Raw genomic sequence first — 19630 nt, 5'->3', positions numbered from 1 at the left:
CCTCACGGATGAGTGCGCTTTTCCTGCTCCGCATCCCATTCGCGCTGCCATTCGGCCAGCCGGCGCCGGCTCAGCGCGAACACCGTTCCGCCGCACACCGCGGCCAGCAGCAAGCACACCGACACCCACAGCCCCACCGCCGCGCACACCGCGTCGACCAGCACGGCCGCGGCGGTCAGCGGCGGCGGCACCGGATTCCCGGCCCGGTCCACCCAGATCGAGATCTGGTCGCCGCGCTGCGAACCCTCGTCGGCGGCCACCTTGCCGACCCGGCGCGAGCCGTCCGGGGCCTGCCAGACCGCGTCCGTCGGGGCCGAATTCGCGACGACACCGCTGCGCCCGCTCACGGTGGTCGCCGGGCCGTCCGCCAGCAGCACGGCGGTCGCCTTGCTGCGCTGCGCCACCTGCTCGGCCGAAACGGGTTTCTGGGTCGCGTAGAGCTCGGAGCCCGCTGCCGCCGCGAACGGAATCGCGGCCAGTGCGACCAGAATCGCCACGAGAAGAAGACCGGACTGGAACCGGTCCGAGGGCCGGGCCACCGAACCGCGCCCGGGGACGAGCATGTGCCAATACCGCACGACGCGGTCTGCCGACGCCTTCATCTCGCGCCCCTTCCGTGAGGCTTCGCGGGTTCTGTTTCAGCATCGCCGGGAGGCCGCCTCGTCCGAAGAGGAATTGCGCCCGCACGCGCGGGCCGCGGGACCCGCTTCGGAGGGCACTGCGGCAGGGACCAAATACCCTTGGCGCACCGGGGTTTCGGGGTGATCGTCGAAGCAGGCGCGACGAACGGAGACTCCCATGCACGCGCGTGACATCATGACCACGCCGGTGATCGCGGTGACCCCCTCGGTGCCGCTGCCCGAGGCAGGCGAACTGATGGCGAGGCACGGGTTCACCGCCCTGCCGGTCGTCGACAGCAGCGGGCGGCTGCTGGGCCTGCTGACCGAAGAAGACGTGGTCCGCGCGGGAATTCCCGGGGACGCGGACCCGGACGCCGGCGCGATGATCAGCGGGCACCGCACGGCGGGGGCGGTCATGCGGTGCCCGGCGCTGGGCGCCGCCGCGGACCTGGAGTGCGGCGAACTGGCGCGCCGGATGACCGAGGCGGGGATCCGCTCGCTCCCGGTGCTGGACGACGGAGTTCTCGTCGGCATGGTCACGCTGCGGGACGTGCTGCGAGTGCTTCCCGCTGCCGGGGCGTCCTGAGCGAATCCGTTACCGCGCGGGTCGATCAGCGCGGTCCAGCACCGCGAACGTCCGTGAAGGGCTCCTTGCCGGAATCTGGTTCCCGCAAGGAGCCCTTCACGGACCTCAGCGAAAGCGAAGAGCCGCGCTGGGCCGATTCCTCACAGCGCCGGCGCCACCGGCGCACTCCGCACCGTTGTCACCTCCGCAGCGGGCCGCCGTGCGGTCAGCCGGGTCGGAAGCCCGTACCCGATGCGCAGCAGCGTGTGCACCTGCCCGAGCCCGCGAAACGCCTCCAGCAACTGCGCCCGCGTGGACCGGGCCTCGAACGGCTGCGACAGGAACGACGTCGCGAGCCCTTCCGCGGTCGCGGTCAGCAGCACGCGTTCCATGATCATCCCGCCCCGGACCTCGGCGGCCGTGCCCTGGTCGCGGGTCAGCACCGCGGCCAGCACCGGGTCCTGCTCGAACTGCCGCGGCGGGATCGACTGGTTCTCATGCGCCGAGCGCAGCGAAACCACTCCCGGCACGTCGGCCGGCGGCCCGAACGCGGCGGTGGGCACTCCGTCCGGGGAATCCAGTTCCCGGCCCGTCCATTTCGCCGCCTCCGCACGGAATGCCGGGTCCGTGTCCTGTTCGGTCTCCGCACGCCGGATGAGCGCCGACACCTGCGAGTACCGGCCCGAAGCGTCCAGGAATTCGAGCTGGCCGCCCTCGCCCAGCGCGGCCGAGCGCAACAGCGCCCGCGCGGCCACCGGCACCGCCCGGTCGGACAGCGGACGCCGGTTGGTGTGCCGCCGGAAAACCGCTTCGGCCAGCTTTCGATCCACAGTGGACGGACGGATGTTCCCCTCGATCGAGACCACCGCCAGCAGATCCCGGTCGGCCGCGTCCGGGACGATCCGCACCCGGCTGCGCACGCCGTTGACCCGCAGGGTGAGCATCAGATTGCACACCGCCGCGCCGCAGGACAGGCGCGCCTCGCGCCCGGCCGGGTCGGCGACCGGGAGGACGCGGTCCCGGTCCAGCCACACCTCGATCCGGGGCCCGTCGACGACGAACCGCCACGGCTGGGTGTTCTGCGGGGACGGCGCGCGCACGGCGGCGGCGAGCGCTTGGTCGACGACTAGCGGCAGGAATACGTTCATCGCGGTCTCCGGGTCAGTGGGGCACTGCAACGAGCCTCGCTCGCGACAGGCTTCCGAAGTAGCGGAGCCCGTCCCGAATTCGAAGGACCAACGGCCCTCACCCGCTCGGTCACGCGATCAGGTCGCGGCGGCCGAAGGCGGCGAACCCCGCCCCGCCGAGCAGCGCCGCGACGGCGGCGAGCCAGAGCAGCGGCCCGATGTCGACGACGCCGCCCGGGACGTGCGGGACGTGGGAGAACGGCGAGATCCCCAGCGCCCAGCCGGGTGCGTGGAACAGCGGGCCGAACTCGCCGAGGACCAGGAACGCGGCCAGCGCCGCCCAGGACAGCCAGCCCGCCCGCGGGAACGCCCCGAACACCGCGAGCGCCAACCCGGTGAGCACCCACACCCCGGGCAGCTGGACGACGGCGGCGCCGACCAGCCGCGACACGTCGCCGTGCGCGAGGCCCGCGGTCGCCCCGGCGGCGAGCAACGGCGCGGCGGTGGCCGCGACGGTGACCGAAACCGCACCGCCGACCAGCCGCGCCCGGGCGACCGGACCGGCCAGCACCGCGGCCGCCCGGCCGCTCGACTCCTCGGTCCGCAACCGTCCGACGAGGACGATCGCGAGTGCGGACACGAGCACGCCGGACACTCCGAACTCGGCCGCGAGGAACGCGTCGGTCAGCGCCTGCTCCCCGCCGAGCGCGGCGATCAGCTGCCGGGCCTGTGCGGTGGAGAAGAAAGTGCCCAGGGAATCGGCGAGATTGCCGACCACGAGTCCCAGCACAGCGAACGCGAGCGTCCAGGACGCCACGGCGCCGCGGTCGAGCCGCCAGGCCAGCCCGGCCGGGCCGGACAGCAGCCGCCCGGCCCGCGTCGCGCCGGAGCGGACGGCGAGCAGACCCGCGCCGAGGTCCCGGTGCCGGGAGACCGCGAACGCCGCGAATCCGAGCAGCAGGGACGCTGCGAGCGGAAACGCCAGCAGCCACCACCGGTCGCCCGCGAACGGCCGCAGCAGGCTTGCCCAGCCGATCGGCGAAAGCCACGACAGCCACCGCGGACCGGTCGCGTCGCCCGCGGCGCGCAGCAGGTAGGCGACGACGAGCGCGAGGACCGTGATTTCCGTTGCGGTCCGGCCGCCCCGCGCGACCTGCGCCGCGAGCCCGGCCAGCGCGCCGAAGACGAGGCCCGCGCCCGCCCAGCCGAGCCCGAACGCCAGCGAGCCCCCGAACGGAAGCCCCGCCGCCGCGAGCCCGGCCGTCGCGCCCGCGCCGAGCCCGAACGCTGTCAGCACCAGCATCGCGCCCGCCGCCGCGAGTCCCGCGTGCCGCCCGGTCGCCGCCCCGCGCAGCAACTCCCACCGGCCGGTCTCTTCCTCCGCCCGGGTGTGCCGGACCGCGGTGAGCGCCGTCAGGAGGGCGACCAGCGCGGCGCCGGAAGCCGTCAGCTTGAAGACGGCGGCCGCTCCCGCGGTCGGCTCGGCGATCGGGCCGTACAGCGCGACCAGTGCGGGCACGGCGTTGATGCTCGCCACGGCCGCGCGGCGGGCCTCGTCGGTCGGATACACGCCCGCGGTCGCCGCCGCCGCGGCTGCGGTCATCGCTGCGGACACCACGATCCACACCGGGAGCCGCACCCGGTCCCGGCGAAGGGCGAGCCGGAGCAGCGCGCCGGCTCCCGCCGCGGAGTTCACGCGGACACCGATTCCGGTTCGCGGTAGTGCCGCAGGAAGAGTTCTTCCAACGTCGGCGGGCGGCTGACGAGGCTCCGCACGCCCCGTGCGCCCAGTTCCGCGAGCACGCCGCTCAGCGCGGTGTTGTCGACGCTCAGGTGCACCAGCCCGTCCTCGGCGGTGAGGTCGTGGACGCCCGCGAGCCGGGCGAGCCCGGTTGCCGGCTCCGTCATCCGCACGGTCAGCGAAGTCCGGGTCAGGTGGCGCAATTGGTCGAGGCTCCCGGTGTCGACGACCTTTCCGGCGCGCAGGATGCTCACCCGGTCGCACAGCGCCTCGGCCTCGGCGAGGACATGGCTGGACAGCAGGACGGTCCGGCCGCGCGAGCGCTCCTCGCGCACGCATTGCCGGAACTGTTCGGCCATCAGCGGGTCGAGTCCCGCCGTCGGTTCGTCCAGCATGAGCAGTTCGGCATCGGCGGCGAGAGCCGCGATCACGGCGATCTTCTGCCGGTTGCCCTTCGAATACGCCCGCACCCGGACCGCCGGGTCCAGCTCGAAAAGCTCCAGATAACGCGCCCGGCGCACCGGATCCGTGCCGCCGCGCAACCGGCCGAGCAGGTCGATCGTCTCGCCGCCGGTGAGGTTCGGCCACAGCGCGACCTCTCCCGGGACGTAGGCCAGCCGTCGATGCAGGGCCACCGCGTCCCGCCACGGGTCGCCGCCGAACAGGCTCATCCGGCCCGCGTCCGCGCGCACCAGCCCGAGCAGCAGCCGCAAGGTGGTGGTTTTGCCCGCTCCGTTCGGGCCGAGGAAACCGTGCACCTCCCCGGCTTCGACGCTGAAGTCCAGTCCGGACAGCGCGCGAGTACGGCCGAAAGCCTTGTACAGTCCAGAAATTTCGATGATCTTGCTCATCGCGGCCCTCCGGGGACGTCCTGGACGAGCAGGTCGCTCAGCGGCAGCCGAGGCGACGGCGGTGCCGCCGAAACCGGTTGCCCGCAACGGAAAATCGCCTGCGGCAGCCCGGGAAGGCCGAGGCGGGCCACGACGTGTTCCCGGAATCCGGCCAGGTGCAGCGGCTGGGTGAGGACGGATCCGGCCAGGCCGTGCACGGTCGCCTCCAGCCAGACCCGCTGGAGCGCGACGCCCGCGGCGAGGTGCGCGCGTCTCGTGTCATCGTCCGTGCAGAACACGATGAGCGTCTCCGCGGCGAGCCGTTCGGCCAGCCGGACGTCGTCGGGAACCGGGGTGGTCCGGCGGACGAGGCCCGCGGCGGGCAGCGGCGCGTCGCCGAGTGCTGCCTCCGGAACTCCGTCGACGGCGCCCAGTGCGCGACGGCCGAAGGTGTGCGCGGTCCAGGCGTCCAGTTCTCGCTGGTAGGCGGTGTCGGCGCGGAATACCCGGGTCGCGAAGCCGAGCAGCTCCGCGAGGGTTTCGACGTGCGGGGGCACCACCGCCCGCACCGTCGGCTCTCCGACCGCGTCGAGCAGTTCCGCCAGGTCTTCGTCGCGTATTCGCCCCGGCGCGAACTCGCGGCGGTAGCTGCGGCGGCGGCCGATCGCGTAGTAGCGCGCCAGCTCCGCGAGAGCCGGGGCGCCGCCGGGTCTGGTGTGGACCGTCGCGGCCACGTCGCCGTCGGACGGGAACGAGGTGCTGATCTCGCGGCGGAGCGCCTGCGCCGCCAGTTGCAGATTGGCGAGCGCGGCTCCGCACGAGAGCAACCGGTCCCGGCCCTCGGGGTCGTGCCACGGCAGCACCACGTCAGCGCGCTCGACGAGGTCGACGTCGGCGCCGCGGACCCTGAGCCGCCAGGGCTGGCTGTTGTGCACCGAGGGGGCGCGGCTGACCGCGCGGACGAGCGCGGCCGTTTCGAACGGGGCGAGGTCTGCGGTCGCCGAGGTCTTCATGATCACTCCCGGAGCCGGGATCCGTCGCCCCGGCCCGTTCATGCTGACCGCCCCCGGCGCGCGGTGCTGGGGCCGAAAGTCATCGCGGGGACCGCAGACGTCCCCGTGCACAGCGATGACCTCCGGCCCTGTTCCGGCGCGGGTTCCTCGCCGCACGATCGGCGGTAGCCCAGAGAAAGGGGCAGGCACATGAACCTTCCCGGCCGTCTCATCGTCGTCGGAGTCGACGGCTCGCCGCACGGCGACGCAGCCCTGCGCTGGGCGTTGCGGATCGCCGCACAGCCCGGAGACCGGGTGCGCGCCATCGCGGTCCGTCCCTCGGAAGCGCTCCTTCCCGGGACGTCACTGGCTTTCCAGCCGCACGGCAGGCGTCCTGCCGGGCAATTTCCTCCGTACCAGCGCATCGCGACCATCCGGCGGGAGTTCCCGGACGCTCCGGAAATCTCGGTCGCCACTCCGCACGGCGACCCGGCGACGGAACTGGTGACCGCGTCCACCGACGCGGATCTGCTGGTGGTCGGCGCGCACGGCACCGGGCTGGCTCGCGAATTGCTGCTGGGCAGCGTTTCCCGGGAATGCGTGCGGTATTCGCGGTGTCCGGTCGTGGTGATCACGCCGGAGGCGGCGCGCCGGCTGACCCCGGCCGCGGCGGAGTGAGCACCGGCCCGGCCACGCGGCCGAACGGCGGCGAGCCCGGAACGCAGCTGGCATGACCGAGACCTCGCAGCGGTGGACCCTCGCGATCGCGTTCGACGAGACCGCGCGGCGCACCCGCGCCCGAGCCGTCCTGCGTACCGGTGCCGGGGACGAATTCGCCGGCACCGGTCTGGCCCACCGCGCGGCCGAGGTGCCCGGGCTCGCGCACGTAGCCGGTTATCTCGCGGCCGGACGCGCCCTGTGCGACCTCACCCGTGGCCTGCTGGAGACTGTCGCGGACGACGTGGACGCCGCCGCCGACAGGCTCAGCTCAGCGGCGCCGACCAGTCCAGCCGAACGCCGCCCCCGGGTCGCGATTCGAGAGTGAAGGCGCCGCCGGCCGACTCCGCTCGATCCCGCAGATTCCCCAGCCCGCTGGGCGAAACTTCCTCCGGCAGTCCTTTCCCGTCGTCCTCGACCGTGACGCGCACGGCGTCGTCCCGAGCCGCCACCGAGACGGTCAGCGTGGCCGCTCCGGCGTGCCGGACGGCGTTGCTGACCGCCTCCCGCACCACGGCTTCCACGTGCTCGGCCAGCTGGGCGGGCACCGCGTCGAGCGGACCCGCCATGCTGACCGCCGGATGCAGCGGCGCGTCGTCGGTCAGCTCCGCGATCGCGTCGTGCAACCGGTTCCGCAACCGCACCCCGCCCGCCGCGCCGCCGTGCAGATCGAAAATCGCCGTCCGGATCTCCCGCACGATCTCGTGCATCTGATCGATGCTCTCCTGCAACCGCCGCCGCAGCTCCGGCGTCTTCGCCCGCCGCTGCGTGCTCTGCATCGACAACCCCACCGCGAACAACCGCTGGATCACGTGATCGTGCAGATCCCGCGCGATCCGGTCCCGATCCGACAACACGTCCCGCTCCCGCGCCGCCCGCTGCTGCGCCGCCAGCTGCAACGCCAGCGCCGCCTGATCCGCGAACGACGCCAGCACCGGCAACTGCGCCGTCTCGAACAACGCCGACCCCGGATCCCGCACCGCGATCAACACCCCCGACGTGTGATCACCCGCCCGCAACGGCACCACCAGCGCCGGACCGCAGCTGCGGTCCTCGGACAAGGTCAGCTCCGTCACCCGCCGCGGGGTGCGATCCCGAAAGACCAAGCCCGGAACGGTCCCGGCCACGTCCATCCGAACCCCGCCGAGTTCGTCGGAGCCGTTGCCCGAGCACACCGTCACGGTCAGCTCGGCGGGATCGGTCTCCCACTCCTCCTCGTCGCCCAGCCGGCCCGAGCCGGGAAGGGCGAGCATCGTGAGGTCGGAACCGGTCAGCTCCAGCGCACGGCCCGCGATCAGTTCCAGCGCGTCCACCGGATCCGTGCCGCCGAGCAGTTCCGTCGTGATTTCGCTGGTCGCACCGAGCCAGCGCTGCCGCGCCTGCGCCTGCTCGTAGAGATGCGCGTTCTCGATCGCGATCCCCGCCGCCGCGGCCAGCGCCTGCACGATCACCTCGTCGTCGTCGGTGAACGCCTCGCCGTCCCGCTTCTCCGTGAGATAGAGGTTCCCGAACACCTCGTCGCGGACCCGCACCGGAACCCCGAGGAACGAATGCATCGGCGGATGGTTCGCCGGAAAACCCACCGACGCCGGATGCGCCGAAATCTCCTCCAGCCGCAACGGCTTCGCGTCGTCGATCACCAGCCCCAGCAGGCCATGGCCCTCGGGCAACGGCCCGATCTTCCGCCGGGTCGCCTCGTCGATGCCCAGGTACACGAACTCCGCGAGCGGCCCGCCGCCATCGCCGAGCACTCCCAGCGCGCCGTACCGGGCTTCGACCAGCTCCACCGCCGCCTGCACGATCCGCCGCAACGTCGCGTCCAGCTCCAGTCCCGACGCGACCGCGAGCACCGCCTCGAGGAGGCCGTCCATTTTGTCCCGGGTGCCGATCAACACCTCGATCCGCTCCTGCAGATCACGCAACGTCTCCCGCAACCGCAGCTGCGACAACGTCCGGGACAGCCTGAGGCCGCCCTCCCCGGTTTCCGGCATCAGTCCCGCTTTCGCCGCTCGTGCGCCCCGGACAGATGACTTTCGCCCCTGTGCACTCCCCGCGCAGCGGACGCATGCTGGCGGGAACGACTACGTACGACACAGTGTGCCGCTTTTCGCGGTATGGGAGAACAATGAGCCTCAACGTGGCACCCGCGGGCCAGCTCAGCGCCGACCAAGTGACGTCGGTGCTGCGCTCCGCTACTTTGGCGCCGTCCACGCACAACACCCAGCCCTGGCTGTTCAGCAGCGGCCCGGCAGGCATCGAACTGCACGCGGACGCCGACCGCACCCTGCCCGTCGCCGACCCCGACCGGCGCGAACTGCTGCTCTCCTGCGGAGCCGCGCTGTTCAACCTGCGCACCGCGATCCACGCGACCGGCGTCCAACCGGTCACGACGCTGCTGCCCCGGCGCAGCGACCCCGACCTGCTGGCCGTCGTGCGGCCGCGAGCCGCCGCCACCGTCGACCGCAGACTGGCCGTTCTCGCCAAGGCCATCCCGCGCAGGCACACCAACCGCACGCCGTTCACCGCGAAACCGGTCCCAGCCGACGCCATCGGATCCCTGCGCCACGCCGCCGAGGTCGAGCACGCCTGGATGCCGCAGCTCGACGCGGACCAGCTCGCCGGCCTCAAGGAACTGGTCCGCGAAAGCCACCGCGTCCAGATGAACGACCCCGCGTTCCTCGCCGAATGGCAGCGCTGGACCGGACGCGGCCGGGACCACCGGGACGGCGTTCCCTTCGCCGCCGGCGGCGAAACCGCCGCGGACGACGCCTGGGTTTTGCGCGATTTCGGCGACGGCACCCGCGCTCCGGGCGCGACGCCGACGGTCGTCGTGATCGGCACCTTCGCCGACCAGCCGATCGACCGGCTCCGCGCCGGGCAGGCCATGCAGCGCGTCCTGCTGACCGCCACCGCCGACGGGATCGACGCCTCGTTCATCTCCCAGCCGGTCGAGGTCCCGGCGATCCGCGCCCGGCTCCGGGATCTGCTCGGCGGCGGGCTCTGGCCGCAGATCGTGCTGCGCCTCGGCTACGGCACGCCGGTCGCCTGGACCCCGCGCCGGGCGCTGGAGGACGTCCTGTTCGACCCGCCGCCGCTCAGCGCGTGACCTTCTTACTTCTGCTGGCCCCGCAGTTCCGTGGCGAGCACCGCGGCCTGCGTGCGCCGTTCCATGCCGAGCTTCGTCAGCAGCCGGGAGACATAGTTCTTGACCGTCTTCTCGGCGAGGAACATCCGCTCGGAGATCTGCCGGTTCGTCAAGCCCTCCCCGATCAGCCCCAGCAGCGTGCGTTCCTGATCGGACAGTTTCGCCAGCGGGCCGCGCTGCTTCTCCGCGCTGTCGCGCAGGTTCGCCATCAGCGCGGCCGCCGCGTGCGCGTCCAGCAGCGACTTGCCCGACCCCACTTCCAGCACCGCCGACACGAGGTCGAGACCTTTGATGTCCTTGATCACGTAGCCGCTGGCTCCGGCCATGACCGCGTCCAGCATCGCCTGTTCGTCGGTGTAGGACGTGAGCATCAGGCACTTCAGCTCGGGCAGCCGGGATCGCAGCTCGCGGGCCAGTTCGATGCCGTTGCCGTCGGGCAGCCGCACGTCGAGCACCGCGACGTCCGGCCGCAGCGCCGGGATCCGGGCCAGCGCCTGCGAAACGTTGCCCGCCTGGCCGACCACCGTGATCCGGTCGTCCTCGTCAAGCAGGTCGGCGACCCCGCGCCGGACCACCTCGTGATCGTCCACCAGAAAAACCCGCAACATCGGTCCTTCTCCTACTTATGGCGCGGCTGTGCGCCGCGCGGCCGGAAACCGAGCGTACGACCTGGAGTCCTCCTCGGAGGGTGCCGAAAGTCCTCAATCCGCGGCCGAAAAACCCGTTGCCGCCACCGGCACCGACCAGACCAGCCGGGAATCGCCCGCCACTGTCAGCGTCCCGCCGCGGCGGATCGCCTGCTCCGCCAGCGCGGACAGTTCCGCCGCGGCGGACCCGGCGAGGTCGCCACCGCCTTCGTACGAGACGGACACCGTCGTCCGCGCGGGTTCCGCCTGGATCCCGACCTCCACCGCCTCGGCCGCCGCGTGCCGGGCGACCAGCCGCAGCGCTTCGTCGAGGAACGGCACCACCGCGTCGGACCGCACCTCCTCGAGCTTCCCGGTCAGCTGCGTGGACACCGGGAAACCCAGCGCTTCCCCGGCTTCGGCCAGCACCCGCAGGACCTGGTCGCGGACCGGCTCCGGGGACCGCGGCGGGCCGTCGCCCGGCTGGAAGACCGTGCTGTGCGCCTGCGCGATGATGTCGTCGAGCTCGGAAATGGTCTCTCGCAAGCGCGTGGCGACGACCGGCGACCGCGCGAGCCCGGCCGTGGTCTGGAGCGACAACCCGGTGGTGTACAGCCGCTCCAGGATCTCGCGCTGCAGTCCGGCCGCGATCCGGTCCCGTTCGTCGTGCAGCGCCGCGGCCTCGCGTTCGGCGCGGGCAAGCGCCAGCTCGACCGCCACTGCCGCCTGGTCAGCGAACCAGGCCGCCATCTGCACGTCGTCGTCGCTGAACGCCGCGCGGCCGCGCACCCGGGCGGCCGCGAGCACCGCGCGCTCTTGCCCCTCTCCGGCGAACGGGACCAGCAGCACCGCGTCGAGGTTCAGGTCCACACCGGACGGCATGAGTCCTCGCGCCGGGTCGTCCGGCCACGAACCGAGTCTCGCCTCGCCGCTCGCGAGCACCGCGCCGACCACAGCGGACTGTGCGGTCAGTTCCTGTTCGGTCAGGTCGTCCGCGCCGGAACCGGCCACGCGTCCGATCCGGACGCTTCCTTCCTCGTCGGACCGCAAGAACACCGCGACGAAGTCCGCGGTGGCCAGTTCCCGCAAGTAGTCGACGACGCGATCCAGCGGATCCACCGCCTCGGCCGACAGCAGTTCCCGGGTCAGGGCCGCGGACGCGCGCAGCCATTCCTGCTGGCTCCGCGCCGTTTCGTACAGCCGCGCGTTCTCGATCGCGCTGCCCGCCGCCGCAGCGAGCGCGAGCGCCAGCTGCTCGTCCTCGGCGCTGAACGGACCGCGCTCGCCATCGGTGAAGTAGAGGTTGCCGAAGACCTCGCCGCGCGCCTGGATCGGCACGCCGAGGAAGCTCGTCATCGGCGGATGCCCCTCGGGGAACCCGGCTGAGCGGGGATCGTCCTGCAGCCGGGTCAGCCGGATCGGACGCGGGTCCTCGATCACCGCGCCGAGCAGGCCCTTGCCCTCGGGCAGCCCGCCGATTTGCTCGACCGCGTCCGGGTCCATCCCGGTGTGCACGAACTCGGTCAGCCGCCCGTCCGGCCCGATCACGCCCAGCGCCGCGTACCGCGCCCCGACGAGCTCCCTGGCGGCCTCCACGATGCGCCGGAGCAACGACGGCAGCGCGAGCCCGGTCGTGATGGCCTGGGTCGCGCGCAGCAGGCCCCGCAGCCTGCCCTGCGTGGCCATGACTTCCTGCGCCCGTTCGACCAGCTGGGCCAGCAGCTGGTCGAGCTCCATCCTCGGCTGGTCGGGGAACGTCAGCCCGGCCTGCTCCGGTGCGTCCCGCTGGCTCACCCTCGCTCCTGCCCGTCGGATGCGCGTTCCGTTGCCTGGCACCACAGGCGCCGATTCAGTCTCCCGGCTCCCGGAAACACCGTCAAGCGCCGCCGAAGTGCCCTGCGGCCGCCCGGGAGATGACCAAGGACCCTCTTCCCGGCCGCCCCGCGCGCCGGATGCTCACGACGACCTTTCCCGGAGCGAGCTGGAGGCCCGCATGAACGCCCTCGACCTGGCGCGGTGGCAGTTCGGGATCACGACCGTCTACCACTTCCTCTTCGTCCCGCTCACCATCGGACTGTCGTTCCTCGTCGCGGGCATGCAGACCGCGTGGGTCCGCACCGGCGACGAGCGCTGGCGGCGGATGACGAAGTTCTGGGGCAAGCTGTTCCTGATCAACTTCGCCATGGGCGTGGTGACCGGCATCGTCCAGGAGTTCCAGTTCGGCATGAACTGGTCGGACTACAGCAGCTTCGTGGGCGACATCTTCGGCGCGCCGCTGGCGATCGAGGGGCTGCTGGCGTTCTTCCTCGAATCGACGTTCCTCGGCCTGTGGATCTTCGGCTGGGACCGGCTGCCGAAGAAGCTGCACCTGGCCACGATCTGGCTCGCGTCGATCGGAACCGTGCTGTCGGCGTACTTCATCCTCGCCGCGAACTCGTGGATGCAGCATCCGGTCGGCTCCGCGGTGAACCCGGCGACCGGGCGCGCGGAGCTGAAGGACTTCGGCGCGGTGCTGGCCAACTCGACCGCGCTCGGCGCGTTCGCGCACACCATCACCGCCTGTTTCCTCACCGGCGGCATGTTCGTCGCCGGCATCAGCGCCTGGCAGCTCAGGAAGAAGCGCGACACCGAGGTCTTCCGGCCGTCGATGAAACTCGCCCTCGTCACCGTGCTCGTCGCCAGCCTGGGCGTGATCGTCACCGGCGATCTCCAGGCCCGGCTCATGACCCAGCAGCAGCCGATGAAGATGGCTGCCGCCGAAGCGCTCTACGACACCGTCTCGCCCGCGTCGTTCTCCCTGTTCACCGTCGGCTCGCTCGACGGTTCGCAGGAGAAGTTCAGCATCCGCGTCCCGGGCGTGCTGTCGTTCATGGCGACCGGGCGGTTCGACGGCCAGGTCGAGGGCATCAACAATCTGCAGGCCGCGGCCGAGCAGAAGTACGGTCCCGGCGACTACCGGCCCGACATCCCGGTGACCTATTGGACGTTCCGGCTGATGATCGGCTTCGGGTTCCTGTGCCTGCTGCTGTCGGCAGCCGGGCTGTGGATGCTCCGCCGGGGCAGGCTCCCCCGCGCCCGCTGGTTCTACCCGGCGGCGACGCTCGCGCTGTCGTTTCCCTTCCTGGCCAACAGCGTCGGCTGGATCTTCACCGAGATGGGCAGGCAGCCGTGGTCGGTGTTCGGCGTGCTCAAGACCGCCGATTCGGTCTCCCCGGCCGTTCCCGCCGGGAGCGTGCTCGCTTCGCTGATCGTCTTCACCGTCCTCTACGGAGTGCTCGCGGTCGTCGACGGCGTGCTGATGGTCCGCTACGCCAAAGCCGGGCCGCCGCCCGCGGTCCCGGACGCCCCCGAATCCGACGAGCCGCGCCCCGCGGCCTTCGCCTACTGAGCCGGAGCGACGACATGACCCTCACCGACCTCTGGTTCCTGCTCATCGCGGTCCTGTGGACCGGCTACTTCGTCCTCGAAGGATTCGACTTCGGCGTCGGAATCCTGCTGCGCGTGCTCGGCCGCGACGACACCGACCGCCGGGTGCTGGTCAACACCATCGGCCCGGTCTGGGACGGCAACGAGGTCTGGCTGCTCGTCGCGGGCGGCGCGACCTTCGCCGCCTTCCCGCTCTGGTACGCGAGCCTGTTCTCCGGCTTCTACCTGGCGCTGCTGGTGATCCTGGTGGCGCTGATCGGACGCGGCGTCGCCTTCGAATTCCGCGGGAAGATCGACAGCGCGCGCTGGCGCGGCACCTGGGACTGGGTCATCACGATCGGCTCGGCCGTGCCCGCCCTGCTGTGGGGCGTCGCGTTCGGCAACATCGTGCACGGAGTGCCGCTCGACGCCCAGCACCATTTCACCGGCTCGTTCTTCACGCTTCTCAACCCGTACGCGCTCCTCGGCGGGCTCGCGACACTCTCCGTGTTCGCCTTGCACGGCACGGTGTTCCTCGCCCTCAAGACCACCGGGCAGGTGCGCGACCGCGCCCGGTCGCTCATCGCGCCGCTCGGTTCGGCCGCGGTGCTCTGCGGCGGCGGGTTCCTCGCCTGGACCGCCCTCGACCACGGCGGGTGGACCTGGGTCTTCGCCGCGGCGGCAGCGGTGTCGCTCGCGGCCGGGATCCTGCTCGGCACGGGCGGACGCGACGGGCTTTCCTTCCTCTGCACCGCATTGGCCATCGTCGGGATCACCGCGACGCTCTTCTGGTCGCTGTACCCGGCGGTCCTGCCCTCGACCACGGACCCGGCGTTCAGCCTCACCACGGCCAACGCGTCCTCCACGCACTACACACTGCAGATCATGTCCTGGGTCGCGGTCGCCTTCACCCCGGTCGTGCTGGCCTATCAAGCCTGGACGTACTGGGTGTTTCGCAAGCGGGTCGGGCGGCACTCCATCCCGGCCGGCGCCGGGCTCCCGAGCGCGCGCTGATGCGGCCGCTCGATCCTCGGCTGCTGCGGCTCGCGAGCGCGGTGCGGCCGTTCATCGCCGGCTGCGCCGCCCTCGGCGGGCTGAGCGCGCTGCTGGTTCTGGCGCAGGCGGAACTGCTGGCAAGCAGCATTTCGCGAGCTTTCCTCGACGGCGCGGCGCTGTCTGTGCTCGCCGTCCCGGTCGCGCTGCTGGCCGGGGTGGTACTCGCACGCGCCGGTGTCGCGTGGCTGTCCGAAACGGCCGCGCACCGGGCGTCGGCGAAAGCGCTGTCGCAACTGCGCGACGCGGTCGTCGGAGCCGCGCTGCGCGCCGGACCCCGGGCCGCCACGCGCTCCCCGGCCGAGATCGCCGCACTGGCCACCCGCGGCGTCGACCGCCTAGACGGCTACTTCGCCCGCTATCTCCCGCAATTGCTCGTCGCCGCGACCGTGCCCGCCGTGGTCGGCGCCCGCATTCTCTTCGCCGACTGGACCGCGGCGCTGATCGTCGCGCTCACCGTGCCGCTGATCCCTGCCTTCATGATCCTCATCGGACTGTTCACCCAACGGGACGTCCGAAGGCAATGGCGCACGCTTTCCGTGCTGGGCGACCACTTTCTCGACCTCGTCGCCGGGCTGGCGACCCTGACCGCGTTCGGCCGGGCCCGCGCGCAGCGGGCGACGCTCCGGGAGATCTGCGAACGCTACCGGACGCAGACCATGCGGACACTGCGCGTGGCATTCCTCTCCGCGCTCGCGCTGGAACTGCTCGCCACGCTGTCGGTCGCGGTGGTCGCCGTGTCGATCGGATTGCGGCTGCTGGCCGGGGATCTCGACCTGCGCACCGCGCTCGTCGTGCTGATCCTCGCCCCGGAGGTCTATCTCCCGCTCCGGGCGGTCGGCGCCCGCTTCCACGACAGCGCCGAAGGACTCGCCGCCGCGGCGGAGATCGTGGCGCTCACCGAGGAAGCCCCTGAACGCGCGTCGGCGACCCCGGCGCCCGCCCACGACGTGCTGTGCCTGAAAAACGTCACCGTGGACGGCCGGTCCGGGCCGATCCTCGACGGCTTCTCGCTGACGGTCGCACCCGGGGAGGTCGTCGGGATCGTCGGCCCCAGCGGGGCGGGAAAATCGACGCTGCTGGACCTGCTGCTGGCCTGGCGCGGCCCGGACCGCGGCCGGGTGCTCGCGGGAGGAACCGATCTCGCCAGCCTCGGCAAGGCGAGCTGGCGCCGCGGGATCTCCTGGGTCCCGCAACGGCCGCACCTGCTCGCCGGGACCGTCTCGGAGAACATCCGCCTCGGCTCCTCGCACGCGAGCGCCGCCGACGTCCGCGCGGCCGCCACCGCCGCCGCGCTCGACATCCCGCTCGACACGACCGTCGGCGAACTCGGAGCCGGGCTCTCCACCGGCCAGATCCGGCGCGTCGCGCTGGCCAGGGCGATCCTGCTCGACCGGCCGCTGCTGCTGCTCGACGAACCGACGGAAGGGGTCGATTCCGAAACCGAGGCGGCAATCCTCGACCGCCTGCCGGCGGTGCTGGGCGGGCGAACGGCGATCGTGGTCACCCACCACCCCGCCGTGCTCGCCCTGTGCGACCGCGTCGTGACCGTGCCCGCGCCTGCCTCCCCGGCCGCCGCCCCACCCGCTGCGGCGCCTTCCGCCGCCGTCGCGCCGGCCGCCGCACCCGTCGAATCCGAACCGGACAGTCCGCCCGGGACGTGGCGCCCGCTGCTGGCCGCGCTGCGTCCGCACCGGCTGCGCCTGGCACTGGCCTGTCTCGTCGCCACCGCGGCGCTCGGCTGCGGCGTCGCGCTCACCGCCACCTCTTCGTGGCTCATCGCGACCGCCGCGCTGCATCCGCCGGTGCTGAGCCTGATGGTCGCGATCGTCGCCGTCCGTGCTTTCGGACTGGCGAAGGGCGTTCTCCGCTACGTCGAGCGGCTGCTCACCCACGACGTCGCCCTGCGCGTGCTCACCGAACTCCGCGTGCGCGTGTGGACCCGCCTGGTACGGATCGGCCCCGCGGTCACCGCCCGCCTGCGCCGCGGCGATCTGCTGCACCGCCTTGTGTCCGATGTAGACAGTCAGCAGGACCTCGTGGTGCGCGGCCTCGTGCCCGGCACCGCCACTTTCGCCGTGCTCGCCGCCACCGCGGCGACCCTCGGCTTCATCCTCCCTGCTGCCGGCCTCGCCGCCGCAACGGGCTTCGTGCTCGCCGCGATCGTCGCCCCGGCGGTCACCGCACTCGCCGCCCGACGGGCCGAACGCGACACCACGCGGCTGCGCGCAGAACTCAGCGCCCGCACCGTGGAACTGCTGCAGGCGTCGGCCGACCTCATCGCGTTCGACGCCGCCCGCCCGAGGCACGCCGCGCTGCGCGACCTCGACGCCCGCGCCACCGCCGCCGCCCGGCGATCCGCCGCCCGCCGCGGCCTCGGCAGCGGGATCGCGGTGCTGGGCGTGGGTTTCGCCGCCGTCGCGTGTCTCGTGCTGGGCATCCTGGCCGTGCGAGCCGGGACGCTTTCCGGTCCCGCCCTCGCCGTGCTCGCCCTGACTCCGCTCGCGACCGCCGAACTCGTCGCCGGGCTTCCCGAGTCCGCACAACGGCTTCTCGGTTCCCACACTGCCGCACGACGGCTCGCCGCGCTCGCCGCGATGTCCGCCCCGGCCAGCGAACCGGCCAGCCCGCACCCCGTTCGCACAGCCGGCAAGCTCGCCGCGGCGCACCTGTCTGTCCGCTGGCCCGGCTCCCGGAGCGACGCCGTGCACGACGCCGATTTCTCCGTCGGCCACCGCGCACGGCTCATGCTCACCGGCCCGTCCGGCGCGGGCAAGAGCACCGTCGTCGCCGCCCTGATGCGCTACCTGGACCCGGCTTCCGGCAAGATCCTCCTCGACGGCACCGAAACCCGCGGCTTCCCCAGCGACGCCGTCCGCGCCCAGATCGCTTGGTGCGGCACCGAAACCCACCTGTTCGACAGCACGCTGCGCGAAAACCTGCGCCTCGCCCGTCCCGGCGCGTCCGACGACGAGGTCCGGGCAGCATTGGAGCTGGCCCAGCTCGGCCCGTGGCTCGCCGGCCTGCCCGAAGGCCTCGACACCGCGCTCGGCCTGCACGGAACGCCGGTGTCCGGCGGGGAACGCCAGCGCATCGGCATCGCGCGGGCACTGCTGTCCGCGCGCCCGATCCTGATCCTCGACGAACCCACCGCTCACCTCGACGCGCCGACGGCGAAAGCTTTGGCGAACGACGTCCTCGCGGCGACCCGGGACCGGTCCGCGCTGATCGCGACCCATCGGCCGGGAGAGTTTCCCGGGGTGGCGGAGTACCGGATCCCAGCGCGGGCCAGCCACAGGAAACCAGCGCGAAACGACACTTCACCAGCGCACGGATAACCGAGGTCCAGACCGGCGGTTGCCGGGACAGCGACTACGCCGGGAACAACTGCACCTCGCCCCTCGACGGCGGGTCTCGTGCGGGCTGTGGCGGGCGGCTTCGGCGCGCAGGAGCCCACCGAATCCTGCTGGCTCAAAACACGACCTCCGTCCGGAGCTGAACAGCCGCTCGGGACAACGGGAGGGAAACCGCCGCGTCTGACCGGGTTCCCGCCGCCCGGCGCGAGCGCGAAGGTCGCGCGCGAGGCGTTGAGCGGCCGGGGCGGGAGTCCGGATCCCGTTGCCGCCAAGGCCTTTCGGCCTCTCCGCGCACGCCCCGAGTGCCCTTGCCGGCCTGCCGGGGGCCAGGGAACGTGGCTCCATGACACTGTGGACGGCACTGAGGTCGGCGCGGCGGTCGCGCTGGCGGCTGGTGGCTGACTGGGTGCTGGCAGCCGCCGGGATCGGGGTCGCCGTCTGGCAGTTGGCACCGACCTTGGCGACCACGGACGGCCTCGGCGCGCGGCTGGCCTCGCTGCGGTGGGAATGGCTCGGCATGGGTGTGGTGAGCGGCACGGCTTCGCTGATCGCCTATGGGGAGTTGCAACGTCTGCTGCTGGTCGCGGGCGGGCACCGCCTGCGGTCCACGACCGTGGAGGCGGTCAACTTCGTCGCCAACGCGTTCGCGCAGACCGTGCCGTCCGCTGGTGCCACCGCAGGTGCCGTCTATACGGTCGCCGCGCTGCGGCGCCGCGGCGTGGACACCGGGCTCTCGCTGTGGGCGACCACCGTCGCGGCGACGCTTTCGGCGGCCGTCCTCCTGGCGGCGGCGCCCTTCGTGCTGGCATTCGACGGATTGCTCGGCTGGTGGCCGGCTGCCGGACTGGCGTGCTTCCTCACACTGCTGCTCGGCGCCGCCGCGTGGCTGGTCGGCCGTCCCGCATCGCTGGCCTGGGTTTCCCGGCGAATCGGGTCGGTCCTGCGTTGTCTGCCGATCGTCCGGCACCGAGCCTGGGCGGTCGCCGGCGCTCGGGCAGCCGGCCGGATATTCGCCCGGATCGCCCGCCTCCGGCCGCGAGCACGCGAGTACGCCGGTTTCGCCGCGGTCGCCGCACTCAGCTGGCTGCTGGACCTGTGGTCGCTCGGGTGCTGCGGACTCGCCGTCGCGGAGTCGGTACCGTGGCCCGCCCTCGCCGTCGGCTACCTCGCTGTCCAAGCGAGCATCGGGCTCCAGCTCACCCCGAACGGGGCGGGGCCCGCCGAGACCGCGCTCCTGGCCGCGCTCACGACGGGCGGCCTGGCCGCTCCCGCAGCCGCGATCGCCGTCCTGCTCTACCGCTGTGCCAGCTGGCTGCTGCCCGCTGCCGCCGGTTGGCTCACCTTCCTGGTCATCGCCCACCACGACCGCTGAACCCTCGACGGTCTTCCCCGCGATACCTCTCTCACGGCGTATCACGGCGGCGAAAACCGGCCTCGCCCGAGCCGCGCGGCG

16 protein-coding genes are annotated in these 19630 nt (G+C 72.6%); 8 read left to right on the top strand and 8 right to left on the bottom strand.

Annotation, left to right across the window (positions count from 1 at the left end; translation table 11 throughout):
* Positions 1-2 precede the first annotated feature (2 nt).
* Positions 3-602, bottom strand: coding sequence for a hypothetical protein (locus L3Q65_RS12210; protein ID WP_237599679.1), 600 nt, complete (start codon positions 600-602; stop codon positions 3-5).
* A 196-nt stretch (positions 603-798) separates the two neighbouring features.
* Here L3Q65_RS12210 and L3Q65_RS12205 point away from each other — a divergent pair, with 196 nt between their 5' ends.
* Positions 799-1206, top strand: a complete 408-nt coding sequence (locus L3Q65_RS12205) for an HPP family protein (RefSeq protein WP_237599678.1) — start codon at positions 799-801, stop codon at positions 1204-1206.
* A gap of 140 nt (positions 1207-1346) precedes the next feature.
* Here L3Q65_RS12205 and L3Q65_RS12200 read toward each other — a convergent pair whose 3' ends face one another.
* From L3Q65_RS12200 to L3Q65_RS12185, 4 genes are all read right to left on the bottom strand, one after another.
* Positions 1347-2333 (bottom strand): hypothetical protein, encoded by a 987-nt coding sequence (locus L3Q65_RS12200; protein ID WP_182889480.1) that lies wholly within the window; start codon positions 2331-2333, stop codon positions 1347-1349.
* A gap of 109 nt (positions 2334-2442) precedes the next feature.
* On the bottom strand, positions 2443-4008 hold the full coding sequence (locus L3Q65_RS12195; RefSeq protein WP_182889481.1) for an ABC transporter permease: 1566 nt from the start codon (positions 4006-4008) through the stop codon (positions 2443-2445).
* Positions 4005-4904: an ABC transporter ATP-binding protein gene (locus tag L3Q65_RS12190; RefSeq protein WP_182889482.1), complete on the bottom strand. Its 900-nt coding sequence runs from the start codon at positions 4902-4904 to the stop codon at positions 4005-4007. Before L3Q65_RS12190 ends, L3Q65_RS12195 begins: the two co-directional genes overlap by 4 nt.
* On the bottom strand, positions 4901-5896 hold the full coding sequence (locus L3Q65_RS12185) for a nitroreductase family protein (RefSeq protein ID WP_237599677.1): 996 nt from the start codon (positions 5894-5896) through the stop codon (positions 4901-4903). Before L3Q65_RS12185 ends, L3Q65_RS12190 begins: the two co-directional genes overlap by 4 nt.
* A gap of 189 nt (positions 5897-6085) precedes the next feature.
* Between L3Q65_RS12185 and L3Q65_RS12180 the strand changes: the two genes are divergently transcribed.
* On the top strand, positions 6086-6553 hold the full coding sequence (locus L3Q65_RS12180) for a universal stress protein (protein WP_237599676.1): 468 nt from the start codon (positions 6086-6088) through the stop codon (positions 6551-6553).
* Positions 6554-6605: 52 nt separating this feature from the next.
* Positions 6606-6920: a dsRBD fold-containing protein gene (locus L3Q65_RS12175; protein ID WP_182889485.1), complete on the top strand. Its 315-nt coding sequence runs from the start codon at positions 6606-6608 to the stop codon at positions 6918-6920.
* On the opposite strand, the gene L3Q65_RS12170 is transcribed toward L3Q65_RS12175, so the two are convergent.
* Entirely contained in the window at positions 6859-8583 is a 1725-nt protein-coding gene (locus L3Q65_RS12170; RefSeq protein ID WP_237599675.1) for a GAF domain-containing sensor histidine kinase, read from the bottom strand. The two genes, L3Q65_RS12175 and L3Q65_RS12170, sit on opposite strands and share 62 nt — an antisense overlap.
* Before the next feature lie 134 nt (positions 8584-8717).
* On the opposite strand from L3Q65_RS12170, the gene L3Q65_RS12165 reads away from it, so the two are divergent.
* Complete coding sequence (locus L3Q65_RS12165) at positions 8718-9698, top strand: hypothetical protein (protein ID WP_237599674.1); 981 nt, start codon at positions 8718-8720, stop codon at positions 9696-9698.
* Positions 9699-9703: 5 nt separating this feature from the next.
* Here the strand turns inward: L3Q65_RS12165 and L3Q65_RS12160 are convergent, their stop codons facing one another.
* Positions 9704-10345 (bottom strand): response regulator transcription factor, encoded by a 642-nt coding sequence (locus L3Q65_RS12160; protein ID WP_237599673.1) that lies wholly within the window; start codon positions 10343-10345, stop codon positions 9704-9706.
* 93 nt (positions 10346-10438) lie between these two features.
* Entirely contained in the window at positions 10439-12157 is a 1719-nt protein-coding gene (locus L3Q65_RS12155; protein ID WP_237599672.1) for a GAF domain-containing protein, read from the bottom strand.
* 199 nt (positions 12158-12356) lie between these two features.
* Between L3Q65_RS12155 and L3Q65_RS12150 the strand changes: the two genes are divergently transcribed.
* The 4 genes from L3Q65_RS12150 to L3Q65_RS12135 all read left to right on the top strand — a co-directional run bounded on the left by L3Q65_RS12150 (position 12357) and on the right by L3Q65_RS12135 (position 19549).
* Complete coding sequence (locus L3Q65_RS12150) at positions 12357-13751, top strand: cytochrome ubiquinol oxidase subunit I (protein ID WP_237599671.1); 1395 nt, start codon at positions 12357-12359, stop codon at positions 13749-13751.
* Between the two features lie 14 nt (positions 13752-13765).
* The gene (gene cydB / locus L3Q65_RS12145) at positions 13766-14782 is read left to right on the top strand and encodes a cytochrome d ubiquinol oxidase subunit II (RefSeq protein WP_237599670.1); all 1017 of its coding nucleotides are present in this window, start codon (positions 13766-13768) and stop codon (positions 14780-14782) included.
* On the top strand, positions 14782-18159 hold the full coding sequence (cydD, locus tag L3Q65_RS12140; protein WP_237599669.1) for a thiol reductant ABC exporter subunit CydD: 3378 nt from the start codon (positions 14782-14784) through the stop codon (positions 18157-18159). Before cydB ends, cydD begins: the two co-directional genes overlap by 1 nt.
* A 361-nt stretch (positions 18160-18520) precedes the next feature.
* The gene (locus tag L3Q65_RS12135) at positions 18521-19549 is read left to right on the top strand and encodes a lysylphosphatidylglycerol synthase domain-containing protein (RefSeq protein ID WP_237599668.1); all 1029 of its coding nucleotides are present in this window, start codon (positions 18521-18523) and stop codon (positions 19547-19549) included.
* Positions 19550-19630: the final 81 nt, after the last annotated feature.

Origin of the sequence: Amycolatopsis sp. FU40 (assembly GCF_021903635.1) — a bacterium.
Taxonomy (GTDB): domain Bacteria; phylum Actinomycetota; class Actinomycetes; order Mycobacteriales; family Pseudonocardiaceae; genus Amycolatopsis; species Amycolatopsis dendrobii.
This window is presented reverse-complemented; position numbering and strand designations above follow the sequence as displayed.